15 protein-coding genes are annotated in these 21,915 nt (G+C 38.1%); 10 read left to right on the forward strand and 5 right to left on the reverse strand.

The genetic code is table 11. From position 1 onward, the window contains the following. Positions 1 to 70 precede the first annotated feature (70 nt). Entirely contained in the window at positions 71 to 1,777 is a 1,707-nt protein-coding gene (locus H5159_RS09815; protein WP_182737353.1) for a lysophospholipid acyltransferase family protein, read from the forward strand. Between the two features lie 407 nt (positions 1,778 to 2,184). After that, a complete protein-coding gene (locus H5159_RS09820) occupies positions 2,185 to 2,838 on the forward strand; it encodes an OmpW family protein (protein ID WP_039487096.1) in 654 nt (217 codons plus the stop codon). A gap of 81 nt (positions 2,839 to 2,919) precedes the next feature. On the opposite strand, the gene H5159_RS09825 is transcribed toward H5159_RS09820, so the two are convergent. Beyond that, on the reverse strand, positions 2,920 to 3,453 hold the full coding sequence (locus H5159_RS09825; RefSeq protein ID WP_002958217.1) for a thioesterase family protein: 534 nt from the start codon (positions 3,451 to 3,453) through the stop codon (positions 2,920 to 2,922). 105 nt (positions 3,454 to 3,558) lie between these two features. Between H5159_RS09825 and H5159_RS09830 the strand changes: the two genes are divergently transcribed. Then, positions 3,559 to 4,053: a hypothetical protein gene (locus tag H5159_RS09830; RefSeq protein ID WP_182780214.1), complete on the forward strand. Its 495-nt coding sequence runs from the start codon at positions 3,559 to 3,561 to the stop codon at positions 4,051 to 4,053. A 28-nt stretch (positions 4,054 to 4,081) separates the two neighbouring features. On the opposite strand, the gene tyrR is transcribed toward H5159_RS09830, so the two are convergent. The 4 genes from tyrR to bcsE form a co-directional block, all read right to left on the reverse strand. Further along, positions 4,082 to 5,638 (reverse strand): transcriptional regulator TyrR, encoded by a 1,557-nt coding sequence (gene tyrR, locus H5159_RS09835; protein WP_010555118.1) that lies wholly within the window; start codon positions 5,636 to 5,638, stop codon positions 4,082 to 4,084. A 171-nt stretch (positions 5,639 to 5,809) separates the two neighbouring features. Further along, positions 5,810 to 7,390: a cellulose biosynthesis protein BcsG gene (gene bcsG, locus H5159_RS09840; protein ID WP_182712582.1), complete on the reverse strand. Its 1,581-nt coding sequence runs from the start codon at positions 7,388 to 7,390 to the stop codon at positions 5,810 to 5,812. Further along, positions 7,387 to 7,563: a hypothetical protein gene (locus H5159_RS09845; protein ID WP_006791404.1), complete on the reverse strand. Its 177-nt coding sequence runs from the start codon at positions 7,561 to 7,563 to the stop codon at positions 7,387 to 7,389. Before H5159_RS09845 ends, bcsG begins: the two co-directional genes overlap by 4 nt. Positions 7,564 to 7,566: 3 nt before the next feature. Continuing rightward, positions 7,567 to 9,183 (reverse strand): cellulose biosynthesis protein BcsE, encoded by a 1,617-nt coding sequence (bcsE, locus tag H5159_RS09850; protein ID WP_182694360.1) that lies wholly within the window; start codon positions 9,181 to 9,183, stop codon positions 7,567 to 7,569. A gap of 114 nt (positions 9,184 to 9,297) precedes the next feature. On the opposite strand from bcsE, the gene bcsR reads away from it, so the two are divergent. The 7 genes from bcsR (at position 9,298) to H5159_RS09885 (ending at position 21,815) form a co-directional block, all read left to right on the forward strand. Next, the gene (bcsR, locus tag H5159_RS09855) at positions 9,298 to 9,492 is read left to right on the forward strand and encodes a BcsR/BcsP family cellulose biosynthesis protein (protein WP_058429545.1); all 195 of its coding nucleotides are present in this window, start codon (positions 9,298 to 9,300) and stop codon (positions 9,490 to 9,492) included. 15 nt (positions 9,493 to 9,507) lie between these two features. Next, positions 9,508 to 10,221, forward strand: a complete 714-nt coding sequence (gene bcsQ / locus H5159_RS09860; RefSeq protein WP_182693947.1) for a cellulose biosynthesis protein BcsQ — start codon at positions 9,508 to 9,510, stop codon at positions 10,219 to 10,221. Positions 10,222 to 10,223: 2 nt separating this feature from the next. Then, positions 10,224 to 12,896, forward strand: coding sequence for a UDP-forming cellulose synthase catalytic subunit (gene bcsA, locus H5159_RS09865; RefSeq protein WP_182780215.1), 2,673 nt, complete (start codon positions 10,224 to 10,226; stop codon positions 12,894 to 12,896). Beyond that, positions 12,889 to 15,135, forward strand: coding sequence for a cellulose biosynthesis cyclic di-GMP-binding regulatory protein BcsB (gene bcsB, locus H5159_RS09870; RefSeq protein ID WP_182748648.1), 2,247 nt, complete (start codon positions 12,889 to 12,891; stop codon positions 15,133 to 15,135). The genes bcsA and bcsB overlap by 8 nt, the downstream gene beginning before the upstream one ends. Next, complete coding sequence (gene bcsZ / locus H5159_RS09875) at positions 15,135 to 16,265, forward strand: cellulose synthase complex periplasmic endoglucanase BcsZ (protein WP_182712578.1); 1,131 nt, start codon at positions 15,135 to 15,137, stop codon at positions 16,263 to 16,265. Before bcsB ends, bcsZ begins: the two co-directional genes overlap by 1 nt. Next, positions 16,256 to 20,074: a cellulose synthase subunit BcsC-related outer membrane protein gene (locus tag H5159_RS09880; protein WP_182780216.1), complete on the forward strand. Its 3,819-nt coding sequence runs from the start codon at positions 16,256 to 16,258 to the stop codon at positions 20,072 to 20,074. Before bcsZ ends, H5159_RS09880 begins: the two co-directional genes overlap by 10 nt. A gap of 247 nt (positions 20,075 to 20,321) precedes the next feature. Then, a complete protein-coding gene (locus tag H5159_RS09885) occupies positions 20,322 to 21,815 on the forward strand; it encodes a peptide MFS transporter (RefSeq protein WP_024598453.1) in 1,494 nt (497 codons plus the stop codon). Positions 21,816 to 21,915 lie beyond the last annotated feature (100 nt).

A 21,915-nucleotide genomic window follows, 5' to 3' on the forward strand; every position in this document is an offset into this window, starting at 1 on the left:
AAGTAACTGTCACACCCTTTTTTTAATCTTACATGTATAGCGAATAGACCAAATGGAATATGAGGTTAATATGATAAGTGTTGATAAAGTAATTGCAGCAAACTTACCACAACTAGAGAACTCTCCAAAAGTAAAAGGTTTAGTAAAAAAGGGCTTAGGTTACTTATTGCATGAACAAGAGTTTATCACCTTTGGTAATACGTACCCTCACCTACAAGGATTAGAATTTGTTGAGCAAGTACTTGATGAACTCAATTTTGATACGCGCTATAAACCTAAGCAGATAGAACATATTCCTAACGAGGGTAAACTTGTTATTGTTGCTAACCACCCTATTGGTTCATTAGATGCTTTAGCACTTATCAAAGTACTCTCTACAGTAAGGCAAGATTTAAAAGTAGTCGCAAACCGCATGTTAATGTCGGTCAGCGCAATGCACTCTCTTTTACTCCCTGTTGATAACTTATCTGGTATGAGTAAAAAGCAAGAGCTTAGTAATATACAAAACCATTTAAAAGGTGGAGGTGCCTTACTTATATTTCCTGCAGGGGAAGTGTCGCGCCTAGGACCAACCGGTATTAAGGATTGCAAATGGAATAGCGGTTTTTTACGTATGGCAAAAAAAGCCAACTGCCCAATTTTACCTATTTTTATTAAAGCCAAAAATAGTCCGCTTTTTTATGGTACATCAATGATTTATAAACCTTTGGCAAGTTTATTATTAGTGACAGAAATGTTTAAGCAGCGCCAAAAATCTTTAGAGTTTGAGATTGGCGCCTCTATCCCTCCTGAGTCCTACTTAATAGAAAACCTTAAAGATAAAGAAGTTGTAAACCTCATCCGTAAACAGCTTTATAGGCTTACAACTAAAAAAACACTGCCGCTAAAAACACAAACACCTATTGCTGTGCCCGAGTGTAGAAAAGAACTAAAAAGAGCAATTGAGCAATGTCAGCTTCTGGGTAAAACACACGATGGCATGCACATTCATTTATATCAATATGTAGGTAGTTCACCTATTTTTAGAGAGTTGGGACGCCTCAGAGAAATTGCATTTAGAGCAGTAGGTGAAGGAAGCGGTAAGCGTCGTGATATAGATAAATACGATATGGATTACCAACACCTTGTACTGTGGGACCCTATGCAACTAGAGCTAGTAGGTGCTTATCGATTAGCCTGCGCACAACAGATAATACAAAAACATGGACGTGAAGGTTTATATACCGATAGTTTATTTTCTTACACCGACGCTATGACGCCCTATCTGCACCAAGGTATTGAGCTTGGTAGAAGTTTTGTACAACCTAAGTATTGGGGACGTAAGAGTCTCGACTATTTATGGTACGGTATTGGTGCTTTTATAAAAAACTACCCACAGTATAGATATTTATTTGGGGCTGTAAGCGTGTCCAACGCTCTACCTGAGCAAGCCAAAGCCATGCTCGTTTATTACTATCAACATTATTATAAAAGCAGTATAGAACTAGCTACGCCTAATAATGAGCTTAAATTAACTGAGCAACAGCTAACTCAATGCAATATTCTTTTTAATGGAAACGATGTTAAAGAAGATTTTGTAGAGTTAAAACATGTGTTAGCTAATATGGGCGCTCAAGTCCCTACTTTATTTAAACAATATACTGAGCTTTGCAACCCTGGCGGTGTACAATTTTTAAGCTTTAGCATTGATCCCGATTTTAATAATTGTATTGATGGATTGGTATTAGTCGATCTTAAAAGTGTGAAAGAAAACAAAGCTAAACGTTATTTAGAATAACTATTGATAACTAAAGTCAGTGCACCGAGTATTTTATGCTTTATAAAATACTCGGTTTATATTTCATTATAAATACCGACTCAATCGCGTTTAAGTCTTCCAATACTTTTTAAGTGTCAGTTGTTTTAATTATTTTTGAACCCTGCTAAAAACATATTTTCTTGTTTATTAAGGCCCTTGGTTAAACACGAGATTATGGCAAGGCAGTGCCTGCCTTATATTCATGTGACTGTTAATTAAATAAATATGTCAATCTTTACAAAAGCATAACGACACTAAAATTAATCTAAATCAATAAAATATTTTATAAGCTTCAAATGCTTTTTAAACTTTGATCTAGAACAGGTTTTCATATTTATTGCTCGGTAATAATAGCGCCAATCAAACAGTAGTTCTTGGAGAACAACATGAAAACTCAAATTAGCATCGCATTATTAACCTCTTTATTAGCACTCTCTCCAGCTGCACACGCTAACTTTAGCGTAAATGTTGGCGCTATTAACGTAAACCCTGATAACAGTAGCTCAGCGATTAATGAAGCACCTACGCTAGGCCTTAAAGGTGATTCAGATACTCAACTAGGTATCACCGTAGATTATGCATTTAACGATCAATGGGTGTTAGAGCTGATAGCAGCAACACCGTTTTCACACGATGTAAATGGCGCAGGCGGCTTAGCAGGCAACAAAATTGCAGATATAAAACAACTTCCACCGTCATTGGTTGCACAATACCACTTTTTAGATACAAGCTATGCGCTAAGACCTTTTATAGGCGTAGGCATAAACTACACTGCATTTTTTGATGAGCAACCCTCTCAAGCACTTAAAGCAACACTAGGAACAGACGATGTAGAAGTAAAGTTAGATGATTCGTTTGGCTTTATGGCTCAGGTAGGTGCTAACTATAAAATTGATAAAAACTGGGGTTTACACGCTATGGTATCAATTATGGATATTGATACCGATGCCACTGTTTATGCTAATGGTGCAAAAGCGCTTACATCAACTGTTGAGCTTGACCCTGTTGTGGCTATGTTTGGTGTTAGGTACAGCTTTTAAAGCATATATAAAGTAGTACATAGTTACCCAATTACAATGTGTGTTAAAAGGCCGAAAGGCCTTTTTTTTCATTTGTAGAGATTAGGGCAGGTTACTTAACTTTTTCTGTTCTAGCATTTCTTTCCAGTGCATTACTTCACTTGGCAATATAGGTGTTTGCCCATCAAAACCAGCAACCTCAAGCATTTCTTCAATACTTATAATACCCTTTTTACTTTTAAATACACCGCGTACATAAGCAATAGCATGTAGGCCTCGTTCTGAGTGAAACTTTTGCTCAATATAAAAGTATTTATGATCCCAGCCCACTAACTTGGTGCTTATTGTATATCGCTGCATGGGTTTAATATCGCGGATATAAGTTATGGCCGTTGCGTTAACAATGGGAAACCAACGACGCTTCATTATTTGCTTTAATAAGCCAACTCGTTCTGTCATCCAAGTTCGAGATAAGTCCATCATCGCAAGGTAACGTGAGTTTGTTAAATGTAAATTAATGTCACAATCAGTAGGTAAAGCTTTGTAATCAATATCTACCGTATCAAGTAAATTTTGATATTGCTTGTTACGTTTAATTTTAAAAAACAATAATAAAAGTCGAATATATAAGTTCACAAAAAAGGTCTTACCAGTTAAATTTATTCGAGTGTAGCATAGCCTCTTGCGAAGACGAATATTCTACTTTAATCTTAAATCATTATTATAATAAAAAGATAACTCATGAAATCAAAACGAAAAATTATCACTGCGCTAGCTTTATTAATACCTAGTTATAGTGCGTTTGCCGACTTTTCATTACTAGGTAAAGGCTCTATTACTTACCCTACCGGTGTAGTTAAAGAGTTTAAATTTGGTTTTGAATGGCAACAAAAAGCTGAAAAATTCATTATTGGCTCTAAAAGTTACAATATGGAGCAGATCCCTAGTTCTTATTCAGTTGCTATAACGCTTTCAAAAGATGACAGCCAAGTATGGGTGCAAGAATTTAATAATGGGTTTATTAAAGAATTTGAATGGCAAATTGGCGAACATAGGATCACTTTAAAAAAGCAGCAATTTAGCGACCCCGTAAAAGGCGATTATGTTATTGAACTTAATGGCCGTAGCTATTTTTTCACTCGTAATAACGCCAGTATTGTAATGAACTTTAATGAAGAAGGTATTGAAACGATTGCAATTGATGGGGTTACAAAAAATATGGGGACTAAAAATTAGTCCCCATATTTTAATGTCTTTATGTTAATTACACTTTTACTGTTTTTCGGTTAATACCGTAATCACGTAACTTGTTAGCTACAGCGGTGTGACTTAGGCCCAATCGCTTAGCTAACTGGCGTGAGCTTGGATAAGCTGGGTAGAGTTTACGAAGTAAGGTCGCTTCAAAACGTTTAACCGCTTGATCTAACGAACCTTCAAAATCAGACTCTAAATACCCTAAATCGTGAGTAAAAGTGGGTAACTGTAAATGCTCTACGCGAAGCTCGCTATCATCTAGTAACGACACTGCACGGTAAATTGCATTTTCAAGCTGGCGAACATTTCCTGGCCACGGATACTCTTGTAAAAAGCTCAAACACTCTTGTGATAAAACAGGAATTGCATGACCATTTTGTTGCGCATATTTTTGAATAAAATGCTCTGCAAGTGGTCCTACATCTGCTTTTCTATCTCTTAGTGGCGCTATTTCTAAAGTAAGCACGTTTATACGGTAATATAAGTCTTCTCTAAAAACCCCTTCTTGTACCATTGCAGGTAAGTCTTTTTGAGTAGCAGCAACAATACGTACATTTACTTTAACTTCGTTCTCATCGCCTACTTTTCTAAACGTACCATCTTGTAAAAAACGCAGTAACTTAGTTTGTAGTTGAGTCGACATTTCGCCAACTTCATCTAAAAATACAGTTCCACCATCGGCTTGCTCTAATACACCGCGCTTTGGCGCTGCATTTTCTTCGTACCCGGCATAACCAAATAATTCAGACTCAGCAACATCATCAGGAAGAGAAGCACACGACAGAGCAATAAAAGGTTTAACAGAACGATTAGATGCGTAATGGCACGCTCTAGCTAATAACTCTTTACCTGTTCCTGTTTCACCAGTAATCAAAATAGGGGCTTCTAGTTGCGCCATTTTTCGGGCTTCGCGCACAACTCGGCGCATTGCCGTACTAAAGTTATGAATAGTGGCAAAGCTTTCTTGCCCGTAACGTCTAAACGCACTGACTTGCTGCCCTAAGCGACTTTGCGATTTAATATTAATAACCGCACCAGCAAGTACATCACCTTCACTACCTTGAGGAACTGCAATTGGCAAAATGTCTGCAATAAAATCCTCACCAGCAACTTCAACGCGAGTAGTTTGTCCGAGTACTTCTTTACCTTCTAACCAGCGTGTAAAGTTAAAGCCCTTAAGCAGGTTATTAATATTTGCACCAATCACGTCTTTTTCAATTAGCTGTAAGTCTTTACATGCTGCATCGTTGCATAAACGTACCCACCCTTTGGCATCAATAGAGATAACACCATCAGGCAATGCACGTAACAAGGTATTTAATTCGTTATGCTCTCGCTCAGAAGGGAGAAATGCGGTAGTGCGTACATCATGCACACCATCAATCAGACGGATAGAAGGCATGATTTTTTGAAACTGCTCAAACTCTATTTCTGGAAAGCTCACATACATACGGCAATTGACAGAATCGACCTCAATACCTTTTAAATCAACACTGTAGTTAACTAAAATATTAAGGATTTCTTGGGCTATACCGATCCTATCAGCACAGTGAATATCTAGACGCATACATCCTCAAAGCAGTAAAAACTAAATTAGCCGAATAATACGCTAAGTCGCTTTGATAAGGTAGCTTATTGTAAACATTTTTGGACAAGTCTGCGTTTTAATTAACACATAAGAATAACAACATAAACACGCTACACAGCAGAGCTAGCCTGCTGCGTAGCTAAATTACTTTTAACCTTGAGGGTAAGCAGACCATTCTTCGCCATCAAGTTGTATGTAAGGTCGTTTATTAACATACATCATGATTGTGCCGGCATTTTCAGCAACTTTTGGTGCTTTTGGCAAGTTTTCAACTAAATTGGCAATGCTGTTATTACCCCCAAAAACATTTGTCTCAAGTGTTTTTGCAACAATTTCAGATAAGGCAAAGTAACTAGTCGATTCGTTAATCATAATTTGCGAATAACTTTTAACGTCTGGGCCAATAAATTTTATAGCAGCTGGTACAGATACAATAGTAGGGCTTGGTATTTCACGAAGGCCAGCAAACTGTACCTTGTCACCTTTTAATGCTGCACCATGTTCGGGTACTACCATTAACATGACATTACGGCCGCGCTTTTCAAGGTTTTGAATAAAACGATTAATATCAGATAATAAATTAGCGTGCCTGATTGGGTAACTTTCAAGGCTGTTCATGCGTTTTTTATTGGCCAGCTGGTTACCATCGTGAAGGCTTGTTGTGTTGTAATACATTGCACACGGCTCACAATCTTGCGCTTCATTTTTAAGCCAACTATCTAGCACTGCACCGTCAGAATAAATAGGACTGTCGTCAAAACCGTATTGCGCTACTGGAAGCGAATCAATATTAAGTGGTTTATCGTTTAGGCCACCAAAGCGATTAACCAAACCTTTAAAGTCATCGAAGTGGCCATCGTGGTTCATCACAACGCTGCTTTGATACCCTAATTTTTCTAAGTTTTTAAATAGATAACATTGCTCTGGTGCATCACTAAATAAGGCCGTTTGGCTTGTTTGCCCACAACTTGCGCGTAAAAGCCTTATAGCTGCAGGCCCACTGTATGATGTTGCTGAGTTAAAATCTGAAAACACCACATCAAAATCATTAAACATGTCTTCAACACTAACGCCAATAGCGTTCAAATCATCAATCGCCATTGAACAAATATTTAAAACGATGACATCGAACAGTTCGCCATTAACTTGCGAAGGAAAATGGCTAATTAAATGGCTTTGTTGTTGATAAAAGTCTGACAATTTTTGATCAGGCGTTTGGCTTTCGCGAGTAATGACTTGTGCTTGATTAGTAGGCTCATTTCTAATTGTTGTATTTGTAGATTTGGCATTTACTACTGTGCCTGGTTGTTCACCCTCTCCTTGCCATCCAATCAAAAGCAGCCCAACAATTGTAATTGTTGTAAAACGTAACCACTGAGATGTATACCAAAAACACACGGTAATAACGAATAATGCCAATAGCATATCTACACTGATTACACGTGCTAAAAGTTCAAAAAAATAACCAAAGCTGAAATCTTGAACATTACCAGCTTGCTTTGTCAGCCTATTTATTGGCGGCAACCAAGAGTCTTGGTAAAGTATGATAATCGCAAAAATACCACCAAGTACATGTTTTAACTTTTCAAAAGTCGATTTATTAAATTTGATTGCTAAAAGTGCTGCAAGGGCAGCATTGGTTAATACATTAAAATCAATTGCGCCGTAATAAAACAAGGCAAATTTAGCTAAGAAATAAAGATTCCACGCTCCTAAACCTGATAATTTCACTGCTCATCCTTCTTTTTTTTATTCGGTGTATAAGGTTCAAGTACTTCGTGTTTAAAAGTAAGCTTGTAATAATATGTTTTTACTCTGGCCAATATTTGAGTTGCCGACATACAAAGCACAATACCGACTATAATTGCCAAAATAACGGTAATAAAAAGCTGATTGATACTCATTGGTTAAGCCTTTAATCTCATTACAAATGACACAGCATCGGGGCGCGCATCATTTGTAAACTCAGGTGTGTCTAACGACTCAGTAATCCCTTTTGACACACCGGGTTCAAACTTATAGCTATCATTCTCTGTTAACTGTTTAGAATAATCAGTAACATGTTTACCGCTATAAAGCCGCCTTAATTGCTTACATTCTTGCTGTATATGAAAATGATCTGAAATAACATTTTGCTGCACAAAAAAGTCACTCGTTTGTAGCTTGAATAAATGCTTAATTGCATTATTTACGTCGTTCTCTCTACACGCATGCAAGTACAAATACACGGTGTTATTTGCAAGGCTAAATACATCCCCTTCACGCTTAATATGAAACAAGTGTAAAGGGTGAATGGGCTCTATGCGGGGTAGTAACTCAAGCTTAACCAACACGCCGCTAACACCCAGATTAACAGCCGAGTCACTATGAACCTCTACTTGGCGCGTAAATTCATCAAAAGGTAAATAGCCTTTAGAAAACGTATTTTCAGTATATTTCAGAACGTGCTCGACAGATGGCGGTAACGGTCTAGAAAATTGAAACCCTTGAATAGATTGAATTTGAGATAATAATCGCGAAGGTTCAGAAAAGCTATACAAAATAAGGTTAACGCCTAAAGTTAAAAATAAACATTCATCTTGATGGCGAATAACGCCATCAACATTTTGTACTACCAATTTCAACCAACGACCGCAGCTTTTTCTGAGTTCAAAGCACTGTTTACCAAGCAGTACTAAATCTGTGTAACGCGTAACAGCAAACACCAATGTTGCCGCTTTTAATTTGGGGCCTTTGTCAAACAGCTCATTATTGTCTTTTGCGGTATAATAATGCGTAGGCAATTTTGTACCGATTGGTACCGCGCTTTGCACTAACCAAACATCGTCCTCATCTGGAAAATGCGAGCCATTGAATACTTTTAGATCGTTTACAGTTCCCTCTTGTACCAAAAACTGATTATCTTCAAGCGAAAGTTGAAACTGCATATCAGCAAATACACCCGTAGTGTGATGCCAATAATCGTACTCTAAAACGCGGGTAGCGGAATCATTATCTACAAAAATTAATCCATCAAAAGATTTATTAAGCTGCCTTATTAAAAATCGATAGTGTGTTACTTCTGGACCAGATAACAAAAATAATAAGGTAACCCCTGTTTTTTTTGCAAACTCACTGTAATCGTTCATTATTGCTTTTGTGCTAGCTTCGGTTGCTGCACTAAGTAGCTCTGTATTGAAGTGAATAAACACTAGCGCATTTTTTAATTTTTTATACGCGCCTATCTCTTTAATTATACCTTTGTTTATTCGCTCTATTGAGTAATGCTGTGTCTCAGATGAGAGAGAAAATGGATGAACTTTACTACGTTTGTACGCAGTATTAATTGCTGCAGAAAATGACGACTCAAAAAAAGATTCAACGTCTTGAGAAACAATGTAAATATCGTTTGCGCAATTTTGGTTAATTGCATGTAAAGCAAATTCAACTACAAAATTGTCTAAAGGCGCTAAAACAGCATAACTTGAAGCCGATTTTAACTCTTTTGCAGCCGGCTCTAAACCCGTTATGTTAAAGTTATGCACTTAAAACGTCCTCAAAAAAATACTTTTTTACTAGTTTTACCCGCTATTCTATATATAATAGCCAAATATTGTCCACTTTTAATAAAAATAAATATTACGCTTACAAAGGTTGTGATGAACAATTTAGCTACAAAAAGCTCACAAATACTCACATCAAGTGACATAGAAAACCTAGCTCGCCGTTTTGGTGGAAAAAGTGACGACTATATAGAAATTATGAATACACAAAAAAATCAAAAAACAATTAACAAGTATGCGCTATTGAAAGAAATTGATGACGCAATAAAAACATCTAAAGAAAAAAAATAAAAAAGGTAAACTCCATTGCAAAGGATTTTTATTAAAGGTATCAAAGGCGGCATAGGTAGCACATCAGTTGTTGCAAACTTAGCGTGCGTTTTGAAAAAATCTGATGTTGATGTGGTTGCAATAGACCTAGATGCTAAAAGTGACCTTGGTTTGCACTTTGGCCTTAAGTGGACAGCCACAAAAGGTTGGAGCAACGAGAGTACTTTTGACGATGCGTTATTGCATTTTCGTAAAGACAGCGATGGCGTTCTTTTTTTACCCCATGGCGATAACGAAGCAACGCTAGATGAAATTATAGCCACAATTAACAATTGCAAAAAACTGGACTATAAAGAATCTGCTTGGATATTATTCGACTGCCCTTCACACATTAATATTTCTCACTATCCGTTAGAAGAAAACGATATTGTTATTGAGCTAGTCACTTGCGATGCAATTTGTCATAGCCTCATATACAAGCGCCTACAAACCCTTAAGTCAGTAGAGTCAAGCTGGAAACACTTTTTTGTCGTTAATCGTTACAACGCAGCCTCAGTGTTAGAATTTGATCTATTTTCTCTTTGGCAATCTACATTGCCATTTATGGCGCCGTTTTTTATCAACAGTGATGAAGTTATTAAAGAGGCCACAGCTAATCGTAATGTAGCCCTTAATTGCGCACCATACAGTGTAGCGAACGATGACTTTGAAACACTGGCCGGTTGGCTTGTAAGCAAGGCGGCGAACTGACGATGAGCTTTACTCTTTTTTACAAAAGGCCCATACACAGTACATTGTATATTCTATTGAGTATATTATTCACTGATAAGCTTGTGCGTTACATTTTATTTAAATTTCATAGTTACTTTAATCAGCACAAAGTAAATGTAATTGAAGCCTTTTTAATGCCCTTCATAACTTTGTTCTGTTCATTATTTGTGAATATTAAAAAGAACAAAGAAAACTTTGAGTTAGCGTTATATAACTATTATCCACATTTAAGATTGCCATACAGAACTTATATCTATTCCAATATTATACGCTTTGTTATTCAGAGCATATTTTTGCTTTTTGCTGTTCATAAACCCAAAAGAAAATCAGTGTCTATAAAAAAGCATGCTGTAAATTATTTTTATGATGGAGTCAGTTACAGCCTAAGGCAACTTCGTTGGTACGACCTTAAATTAGGCCGATTAATAAGGCGCCTTTTTTCCAAAAACAACAAGCCTAAAAAAAGTGCTTTTAAAACAATGGCCGACGCTCGTATTTGGCAGAACAAACTTATTAAATACATCGTTGTTGCACTGATATTATTCTTGCTTGCCATATTTGTTACTATTCCCTTTAGCCTTGAAGCGCAAGCGGTGTTTATTAGCTTTATTTTACTGGTTGCTTACGCGCTCAAACGCGTAAAAGGCCATATGGCCACGATTGTAATGATCACCTTATCTGTCACTACATCTTCTCGATACTTGTGGTGGCGATACACTGAAACACTTAACTGGGATGACCCTTTAGCACTTACATTAGGTGCAGGCTTGTTACTAGCAGAAACATACGCATGGATGGTACTTATTTTAGGTTTTTTTCAAACTATTAACCCACTTGAAAGAAAACCTGTCATGTTGCCAAAAAATACTGACTTATGGCCAACGGTAGATATTTACATTCCTACTTACAACGAGCCTTTAAGTGTTGTAAGGCCGACTACCCTTGCCGCTTTAAGCATAGATTGGCCAGCAGATAAACTAAAAGTCTATATTTTAGATGATGGTAAACGCCCTGAGTTTGCTGAATTTGCTAAACAAGTTGGTGCAGGTTATTTAACAAGACCAGATAATAACCATGCAAAAGCCGGTAACATGAATAGTGCTATGCGCTACACAGATGGTGATTATATTGCCATTTTTGATTGCGACCACGTACCTGCTCGTTCATTTTTGCAAATGACTATGGGACAGTTTTTAAAAGACAGTAAAGTGTGTTTAGTACAAACACCACATCATTTTTTCTCAGCAGATCCATTTGAGAGAAACTTAAATAACCACAGTCAAATTCCAAATGAAAACATGTTGTTTTACGGGCTTATTCAAGACGGAAACGATATGTGGGATGCTACGTTCTTTTGTGGTTCGTGTGCGGTACTCAAAAGAGAAGCGCTTGATGAAATAGGTGGCTTTGCTTTTGAAACCGTCACCGAGGATGCTCATACTGCACTGCGAATGCAACGCGCAGGTTATAAAACTGCCTATATAAATATTCCTCAAGCTGCTGGCCTTGCCACTGACAGTTTATCGGCTCATATTGGCCAGCGAATTCGTTGGGCACGGGGCATGGCGCAAATATTTAGGCTCGATAACCCGCTGTTAGGCAAAGGCTTGAACATACCTCAGCGACTTTGTTACTTAAATGCTATGCTGCATTTTCTATCAGGTATTCCGCGCATTGTATTTTTAACCGCGCCCCTGGCACTTATATACTTTAATGCATACATTATTTACGCGCCATTTTTAGCTATTTTTATCTACGTTGTACCTACACTTATTCAGATAAAAGCAACTAACTCACGAATACAAGGTAAGTATCGCTATTCGTTTTGGGGCGAAGTTTACGAATCTGTGCTTGCTTGGTACATATTAAAGCCAACAACAGTTGCTTTGTTTAATCCAAACAAAGGTAAATTTAACGTTACCGAAAAAGGTGGCTTAAACGATAAAGAGCATTATGACTGGGGTATTTCTAAGCCATATTTGGTTTTACTCGCCATTAATTTAGTAGGTATGTTAATTGGTATTTTACGCCTGTTTTTTGGCGACCCTACGCAAGTTGGTGTACTGCTGATTAGTATGGGGTGGGCGCTTTATAATATTATCATTTTGGGTGCTGCGGTTGCCGTGGCAGCAGAAGCACGCCAAGTGAGGCATTCACACCGTATTAAAGCAAACTTCCCAGCGGGAGTTCGTTTAGCAAATGGCCACACATTAAAAGTAAAAATTACAGATTACTCCGATAACGGCGTAGGAATAGAAACCGACCATGCACATGCTTGTCGTGTAAACGATAAAATAGAATTATTAATGAGCCGCGGTAATAAGCAATTTTCGTTTACTACCCATGTTTGTAATACTCGGGGTAATCAAATTGGCTTAACCATTAAAGATTTATCTCTTGAAAAACAGCGCGCGTTTATACAATGTACATTTTCACGAGCTGATGCGTGGCTTGACTGGCAAAATAACTTTAGACATGACCGCCCATCTTACAGTTTTAAAGAAGTGCAAAAAACAAGCCTCAGAGGGTTTAGTAACTTGCTCTTCCACGCACCAAGAGTGCTTCAACCTATCATTCAGTTTATGACTAATTTAGTTGTATACGTAAACTCATTTACTCCAAAAAGACCAATAGTGCATAATAATTATGATTAAAAAGTTGCTTAATATATCCCTAACATTGTCGCTTATTTGTTGCGCTTATTTTGCGCATGCAATTGAGCCATTACAAAATAAATCAATGTTCATTAATGGATACCCTGAGAGCGCTCAGGTGTCGAGTTTACGCTTAGATTTTGAAGCGTTAGGCTTTACAGGTTTTAGGCTCAACGGGGTAAATAATAACTCCCGCGTTGACTTTACAAACCGAATAGATAAATTGAGCACCAATTTAAAGCTTAACTTTTCGTATACTAACTCGCCTTCATTAATCGCGAATGTTTCGCACTTAAAAGTATACTTTAATGATAATTTAGTCACTGTTTTACCTATTAACGAACAACTTAGTATTGTAAAGAACACAGTGCAGCATAGCCTCGATCTTAACGCTAAATACATTCAAGATTACAACCAAGTCCGCTTTGAATTGGTTGGTTATTACGACCTTAGATGTCAAGACTACTTCAGCCGTACTATTTGGACAGAAATAAATAAATCAAGCAACATAACGCTCGACCAAAAGCAGCTTGCTATCGATAGCCGTTTAGAATACCTCCCAGAGCCGTTTTTTGATGAAAAGGATTACAACAAGCTTAACCTTCCATTTGTATTTGCTAAAACACCCAATACCCAAGCTATTGAGGCAGCAGCAACGCTATCGAGTTGGTTTGGAGCCCAAGCTGATTGGCGTGGATTTAATTTTCCCGTAACGTTAAATAAATCGCCTGATCAACACAGTGTGGTTTTTATTACTAATGATTCAAAACCTGATTTTTTGAAAGATTACCCAGATGTTGAAAAACCAACGATTGAAATCATTTCAAACCCATTTAATCGTTATTATAAAATGTTACTGATATTGGGCCGTGATGAAGCTGATTTAAAAACAGCGGTGACTGGCCTTGCATTTGGCCACAAAGTAATGACTGGAAGAAGCGCAAGTATTGAAGCCATAAATCAGTTGCCACTTCGAAAAGCGTATGATGCACCACGCTGGCTTAGAAGCGATCGTCCAGTGCATTTTGACGAGCTTATTGACTACCCTACGCAACTACAGGCGCAAGGTCTTAATAATGGTCCAGTAAAACTAAACATTCGCTTTGCACCTGATCTATTCACGTGGCGTGAAAGAGGAATACCTATTACTCTTCAGTACCGTAGCACGCCAGAATCAGAAGCCATCGACTCTCGTTTAAATATGCTAATAAACCAAGAATTTATAAGTGGTTTTTTACTAGATGAAAACAACGATTTATTACAAACAACACAAGCGTTGTTGCCACTAGTTGCCAATACTGACACCACACAAAGTACAGAAGGCTTTTCTGTCAATGGCATTAATTTAGCTAACAGAAATGAACTTAACTTTGACTTTAGGTTTGGCGTACTCAAAAAAGGCGAATGTGCTGTTGCACCTCCTGGCGGTGAGTTTGGTGTTATTGATGGCGATTCAAGCATTGACGTAAGTGAATTTGATCACTACATCGCATTACCAGATCTGAACGTATTTGCTAATAGTGGCTTTCCTTTTACCAAATATGCTGATTTACAAAAAACACTTGTACTTATTGATGAAAACCCAACACCTAATGCTTTAACCGTTTTATTTAACTTAACGGGGCACTTTGGCGCAATCACCGGCTACCCAACCCACAGAATGAGTGTTGCTCATTTAAATGAGGACGCTGATTTAGATGATAAAGACATACTCGTTATTGCTAAACCTAACAGTATTGCTAATGACTTAGATGAAGATGCACAAACAAATGTTTTGCTTAACAATAATCAGCGCGCAATTAAACAAGCAATTTATAATGGTGCATACGACGAACAAACGACCGATAAAGTAGAGGTTAGTATTAAAAGTAGTGGCGATATGGCTGTTATAACAGGGTTTCAATCACCGTTTGACTCAGACCGCTCTATCGTCTCGTTGAGTGCTACGACGCAAAATGCATTTACTATACTTGACGATGTTCTAATGAACTCAGAAAAATTAGCTCAAGTAAAAGGTAGTGCAGCCATTATCAACTCACAGGGTATTAAAACCATTCAAGTAGATGAGCAATACTTTGTAGGCCATATCCCAGTCCATACATTAGTGTGGTTTCACTTATCTGATCATCCATTTATTTTGGCATTACTGTCTATTTTAACGCTATTGCTGATCTCATTTATCTTATGGCGATTATTACAAGCACTAACTTACAAGCGTTTAGCTGAAGGAGACGAATAATGAAATCACTCGTTAATATGTTTTTTACTGTGATGGCACTATTTGCTTTCAATGCCAACGCACAAGTTGAACAGTGCGAACCTTGGCAGTCGTGGCAAGTGTTTAAAAATCATTTTATAAGCCAAGACGGCCGCGTTATTGACTTGGGCAGTGATCAAAGTATCACAACCTCTGAAGGCCAATCATATGCACTATTTTTTGCGCTTATTGCCAACGATAAAGCCGCTTTTGATTCTGTTTTAAATTGGACCCAAGAGCATTTATCAGAGGGCGATTTAAGTACGCGTTTACCAGCATGGAAATGGGGACTAGATAAAAACCGCGTAGGGGGTATTTTAGATTCAAACCCTGCGTCAGATTCAGACCTATGGATTGCCTACAGTTTATCGCAAGCGGCAATTTTATGGGATGAACGCCGCTATAGTATTTTAGCCGCAGTGCTTGCTCAACGTATAATCAGAGAAGAAACCGCCTACATAACGGGCCTTGGCCTGTCTTTACTCCCCGCACCTGCCGGTTTTGAGTTTGACAATGAGCGCTATAAGCTAAATCCTAGCTACTCGCCGTTATTTATTTACCAGCAATTTAAAAAGCTTTATCCACATTCACCGTGGCACCAACTGCACGAAGGATCAGCTAAGCTAATTTTAGATACCGCACAGCAAGGCGTTAGCCCTGATTGGGTTATGTTTGATTCAAACCGTGGTTTTTACTACAACAGAAAAAATACAGATTTAGGTAGTTATAATGCAATTCGTGTTTACCTTTGGGCAAGTATGATGGCAAAAGATGCACCCTACAAACAAGAGCTTCTTGCTCAGTTTGCACCATTTGTGGATACTATTGAAGAGCGCGGCTATGTTCCTTTAAATACGTACGCTCAATCAGGTAAATCTGAAAAAAGAGGACCTTTGGGCTTTAACGCTGCCCTGTTGCCTTTGTTAGCAGAGCAAGGTAATGATGAGCTAGTAATGGCCATTCAGCAAAAGCTAATGATTGATAAGTCTTTTACGCAAACACGTTATTACGACAGTGTATTGCATTTATTTGGTGAAAGTGCTGTAAACAAGCGCTTTAAAATAACGGCTGATGGAACGCTACAACCTACTTGGAGCACTGAATGTCGTTAAGGTTGGCCTTAGCTTGTACATTGGCACTAAGCACTAATTTAAATGCCGCAACAATAAATGATATTGATACACAATCGGTTGATTGGTTATTAAACCAAATTAGTATTGGTGAAGCACAACAAAACAAAAGACTTGTTGAAGATAGCCTGCAAAAATTGGTTGCAATTGCCCCTACGCGAATAGAAACGCAATGTGCGCTTGCACATTACGACTTTACGAATGGCAATACAGACCAGGCAAACTTGTTATTAAATAAGCTTGATAACCAACTAACACAACAAACACCTTGCGTAAAAAAACTCAAGGTTATGTCTCGTATTCAAGGTAAAGACAAGGCAGTAATTCAAGAAGCAAAGCTGCTTGCTCGTGCCGGCAGATATGAACAAGCACGTCAAATTTACAATAAAATATTTAATGATGTTTATCCTACTTTAAACTTTGAGCTTGAGCATTTAGGCTGGTATGCACAAGACAGCGCTCAATGGCAAGGGGTTAAAAATGGTTACAAGCAATTATTAAAACGCTATGACAACCTAGGCACTATAGAAGTTGCTTATGCCAGACATTTGCTAAGACGTAACCCACGCGATAAAGCAGCAATGCGTATTTTAAGTAAGTATGGATCGACATCGGGTTTTAGTGATGAAGTTGAAGGTATTTGGCTCTCTGCATTAAAAAATATGCCAATAAACAGTAATACTGACAAGCAATTTCAGCAATACTTTATACTTTACCCGTTTAGTAATAAGGGAGAGTTACAGTATCAAGACTTTAAAAAGCAATTAAAAGCACGCCAAAAATTATTAGCCGACCCGGCTTATCAGCTCTGGTTAAAAGGCAATAATCTACTCGAACAAGAAAAGTTAAAAGCAGCAGAACCTCTTCTATTAAAAGCATTAAAAGGCCGCCCTACTGACGGCGTAATCATGAACAGCTTAGGCATACTTTACCTACAACTAGGTGAAAATGGTAAAGCCTATAATTATTTTACACGTGCACAAAAATACACTGCCGACTTTGCAGAGCGAAATACCCTTAAAAGCATGGCTAAAACAGCTAAGTTTTGGCTGTATATTCGCCAAGCAAGAGACGCTATAGATAGCAGTGAATTTAGAGTTGCTAAACTAAAACTCGATTTAGCCGCCGCATTAGAAGAAGAACCTAATACCGTATTGGTAAATCGTGGCACCTTACAATTTGCCCAAGGGCTATATTCACAAGCTGCGCTTACCTACCAAGTGGTGCTTAAAAGCGAGCCTTTAAACGAAGGCGCCCTATTTGGCTTACTTGAAATTGCAAAGCTTGAACAAAGTGAAAAAACGCTCACCTCTTTTTTTAATCGACTTTCATTTTCACAAAAAGAAATATTAAGAGCGTCATATTTAAGCTCATTAAGTAGCGTGTATAGAGCTAAGGCAACAAAGCTAACTGAAGCAGGTGAGTTAGAAGAGGCTGAAAAAATATTAAAAGAGGCTATTCAGGCAACACCAGAAGAGCCTTGGTTATATTACGACTTAGCGTTTATATATCAACAAAAAGGACTCACCGACAAAGCTCGCTCATTGTTTAATAATGTATTGTGGCAATTTCCGCTAAATTCACAGCTTAGGTATAGCCATGCACTGTTTTTGCGCGCTTTAGATGATTACCAAGGTGCGCTTGCTACGCTTCAGTATATTCCATTTAAATCTCGCGATGCTGACATTGTATCTCTTGAACAACAGTTACAACTTAATGAGTCTTTAGCACAAAGCGAACGTTTTATTAATTCTCAAAATAAAGCGGCTGCTATTTATCACTTAAGTGCGTTAGAAGCACAAAATTTAACGCCACCAATGAAAGCGGAGCTAGCACGAAGCTGGTTTAGCATAGAAGAACAAAACCACGCTTTAAAACTCATGCGTGACGCATTAGCTGAAGACCCCTCATTATCAGCCTATTGGCATATGTTGTATGGAGAATGGCTTTTAGCACAGGGTAATAAAGCTCAGACTACGGATTGGTTTAATCAATATCGGCTTCCTGAAAATGCCTCTGAGGGTGAAATAGATCAGTTTGTGCAATTACAAAATGCCTATTATTCTGAGTATTTTAGTGGCAGTGATCTTATTGCGAAGCTAAATCAGCTTGATCAAAAATACCCAAGTTCATCAGCTACAACAACTGCGCTAATAAATGCAAACTTAGCACTTGAACAAAACCAATCTGCGATTATTTTATACGAACAAAAAGTAAAAAATAATCAGCTAATTGAACCTCAAGCTTTAATGGCAATATCCAAAGCCTACAGAGCGCTTGGTGATGATTTCCAATCGAAAGAAGTCACACAACTCGCGATTGAACAAAGTACAACGCAAGAAAGTTATTTTCAGCGTCAAATTATGGAATCGTTAAACGATTTTAATTACGCAGGTGATGCCCTTTACTTAGCTGAACAGCTTATTCAAAAAGCACCTAATGATTTAGAGCTTCGTTATTTAGGCGCGCAAGTTGCTGCTAATTTTAATGAAACAGAGCAAGCACAAACGTGGTACGCACAAACGCTTTCACCTAATCGTCAACTAAATGAAAAAGAACTCTACGCATCACTTTCGCGCATTAATGAAAACGACGAGTGGTATATAAACGGTGCCAAACGAGAACTACTCAGCCAACAAAACAAAAACCAAGCCTACATTGCTGTTGGTGTAAATTTTAGCGGACAAGTAAGTACTGAAAGTGAGGCTACATTGGGCGCTGGTTTAGTCCCTATTGAAGCGTACTTTCCGCTTTGGCAAGGGCAAGGCTTTGTAAAAATAGATCCTACAAGTATTAGCGCGCAAACAACACGATTTGACGAGCAATTTGCTGGCAGTCGATACGGTCAAGGCGCTTTGTGTATATTTACCTGTGGTATTGACGAGGTAAGTCCTGAGCAAGATGGCGTTGATATTGGCATTGGTTGGCAGAACGAAAACTGGCGCGTAGATATTGGCACAACACCACTGGGCTTTTTAATCGAAGACATTGTATGGGGTGTTAACTATTCGGGCGACTTTGGTGACTTTGGCTATAGCCTTGAGTTAGAAAAACGACCAGTAACCAGCTCAGTACTCGCCTATGCAGGCCTTGAAGACGTTAATACTGGTAAAATTTGGGGGGGGGTTCGCTCAACTGGTTTAACCGCTAATGTTTCTCATGATTTAGGCGGCAATTGGGGATTTTGGTCTAGTGCTGACTTTACATTGTACAAAGGTCAAAACGTAAAAGATAACCAACGCTACCGCTTGATGGGCGGCACCTATTATCGTGTGATAAGCAATCAAGACCGCGAATTTACAGTGGGTGCAAGTTTATTGCATTGGGCCTATAAATTTAATTTAAGTGAAGAAACCTGGGGCCACGGCGGTTATTACAGTCCGCAAAACTATGTAGGTCTATCCGTGCCTCTCACTTATGACGCGCGTTGGGGCGATGATTTTGTTTATCGATTAAAAACCGGTGTTTCGTACTCGCAAACAAAAACTCAATCTATTGATTTCTTCCCTAACGATAGCGATTTGCAAATAGCTGCGTATGATAGAGAATCAATAACAGGTGTTGACCCTGTATTTGAAGGTGAAACAAGTTCTGGTGTTTCATATAATCTTGAAGGTAGTTTTGAGTATAGAATAACGCCGAATTGGTTCTTTGGTGGCTACTTAGCCATCGATCGTTCTGACTTTTACGAACCAAACTTTGGTCAACTTTACATACGTTACTATTTTAACCCTGTTTATGGAACGCTTGAGTTCCCAGGTACCCCTATTGTTCCTTATGCTGAGTTCTAACTTGGCATAAGGTGATACACCGCGCAATACTTCCCCTAGCACTAAGGTATATGTATACTTGTGCTCAATTGTAACTAGGATAAGGGTGTGTCTCTTACCTTCTGGTGTTACTACCACATAGCAAATCATTATCTTAGCTACAAATAATAAACTGATGGTCGAGCATTTTAGTATGACTAAATATTAAGATAGCTAAAGCAAAAAATTATAAGGCCATTACAACAATTCTTAAAGTTAGGAAGTAAATATGAGTTCAGCTCCAGATAGTGGTTGGTTTGGCCACCCTAAAGGACTTTCGACATTGTTCTTCACTGAAATGTGGGAACGAATGAGTTATTACGGTATGCGAGCTATGCTCGTATTATTCATGACAGCAAGCTTACAAGAAGAAGGCCTTGCCTTTACTGTTGCATCAGCTGCTGCAATCTATGGTTTGTACACAGGCGCAGTATACTTTTTAGGCTTACCGGGTGGGTGGCTAGCTGATAGATTGTTTGGTGGTCAAAAAGCAGTTTGGTATGGCGGCATAATTATTATGATTGGCCATATTATTTTGGCTATTCCACATGATTATTCTTTCTTCGTTGGCTTAATATTTGTAGCAACAGGTACTGGTTTACTAAAACCAAATATCAGTGCAATGGTAGGCCAATTATATAGCGATGCTGATGAGCGTCGTGATGGCGGTTACGCTATTTATTACATGGGTATTAACATGGGTTCTTTAATAGGTTACTACGTATGTGGTTACTTTATGGAGAACGTAGGCTGGCACTGGGCATTTGGTGCGGCAGCTGTAGGTATGGCCATTGGTTTAGTACAGTACAAACTCACACTTAATAACTTACCAAAGCACAGTGCTTTACCGGCTAATCCATTAGGCTCTAAAGGTACTTCACGTGCATGGGGCGGTATTGCTGCATTTGTAATTGCAGCTGCTGCAGTTACTACGGCTGCAATGACCGGCGCTATTGTTATTAATCCAACTGTAGTTGCAGGTTACACAGCCATTGTATTTACTATTATCTTTTTTGTTTATTTTGGAGTTATTTACTTTACAGGTAATTTAACAGATGCAGAAAAACAAAGAATGTGGGCACTATTTTTAGTATGTATTGCATCTGCATGTTTTTGGTCTGGCTTTGAACAAGCTGGTTCATCATTAAACTTATTTGCTCGCGACTATACTGACCGTCTTATTGGTACTTTTGAAATCCCTACAACGTGGTTTCAATCATTAAACTCACTGTTTATTATTGCTTTATCGCCATTTTTTGCAGCGCTTTGGATTAACTTATCTAAAAGCTTAGTATCACCTAGCTACAGCGTTAAATGTGCAATTGGCTTAATTATCATGGCATCAGGCTTTTTAGTTATGTTTATGGCGGCTCATTACGCAGCTGAAGGCTTAAAAGTTGCGCCTTACTGGCTTGTTACTACGTACTTTTTACATACAGTGGGTGAGCTTTGTTTAAGCCCTGTAGCATTAAGTGCTGTAAGTAAGTTATCGCCTAAACGTTACACTGGCCAAATGATGGGTGTGTTTGTATTAACTTACTCAATCGGTAACATCATCGCAGGTTTACTTGCTGGTAATTTCGATCCGAATAATGTTGATGAAATTCCTAACTTATACTTACAAATTGCATTATTTAGCATTGGTGTTGGTGTTGTTTTAGTACTAATGACTTTTAAAGCTAAAGTATGGGAAAAACAAGGTTTAGAAGAGAAAGTCTCTTAATTATTGTTTATTTCAAATGTAGCAATATAACCTAAGACAATTCCTCCATAGCTTCTATGGGGGAATTTTTTATTCAACTTTGCCCTTCCCCCGTTAACTG

The organism is Pseudoalteromonas sp. SG43-1 (assembly GCF_014164415.1).
Classification (GTDB): Bacteria; Pseudomonadota; Gammaproteobacteria; order Enterobacterales; family Alteromonadaceae; genus Pseudoalteromonas; species Pseudoalteromonas distincta.

Bases quoted from the DNA above. Each gene is read 5' to 3' on its own strand.
- H5159_RS09880 (WP_182780216.1), top strand. From the start codon at position 16,256: ATGTCGTTAAGGTTGGCCTTAGCTTGTACATTGGCACTAAGCACTAAT.
- tyrR (WP_010555118.1), bottom strand. From the start codon at position 5,638: ATGCGTCTAGATATTCACTGTGCTGATAGGATCGGTATAGCCCAAGAA.
- H5159_RS09885 (WP_024598453.1), top strand. From the start codon at position 20,322: ATGAGTTCAGCTCCAGATAGTGGTTGGTTTGGCCACCCTAAAGGACTT.
- H5159_RS09815 (WP_182737353.1), top strand. From the start codon at position 71: ATGATAAGTGTTGATAAAGTAATTGCAGCAAACTTACCACAACTAGAG.
- H5159_RS09820 (WP_039487096.1), top strand. From the start codon at position 2,185: ATGAAAACTCAAATTAGCATCGCATTATTAACCTCTTTATTAGCACTC.
- H5159_RS09845 (WP_006791404.1), bottom strand. From the start codon at position 7,563: ATGAGTATCAATCAGCTTTTTATTACCGTTATTTTGGCAATTATAGTC.
- bcsA (WP_182780215.1), top strand. From the start codon at position 10,224: ATGAGCTTTACTCTTTTTTACAAAAGGCCCATACACAGTACATTGTAT.
- H5159_RS09830 (WP_182780214.1), top strand. From the start codon at position 3,559: ATGAAATCAAAACGAAAAATTATCACTGCGCTAGCTTTATTAATACCT.
- bcsR (WP_058429545.1), top strand. From the start codon at position 9,298: ATGAACAATTTAGCTACAAAAAGCTCACAAATACTCACATCAAGTGAC.
- bcsB (WP_182748648.1), top strand. From the start codon at position 12,889: ATGATTAAAAAGTTGCTTAATATATCCCTAACATTGTCGCTTATTTGT.
- bcsZ (WP_182712578.1), top strand. From the start codon at position 15,135: ATGAAATCACTCGTTAATATGTTTTTTACTGTGATGGCACTATTTGCT.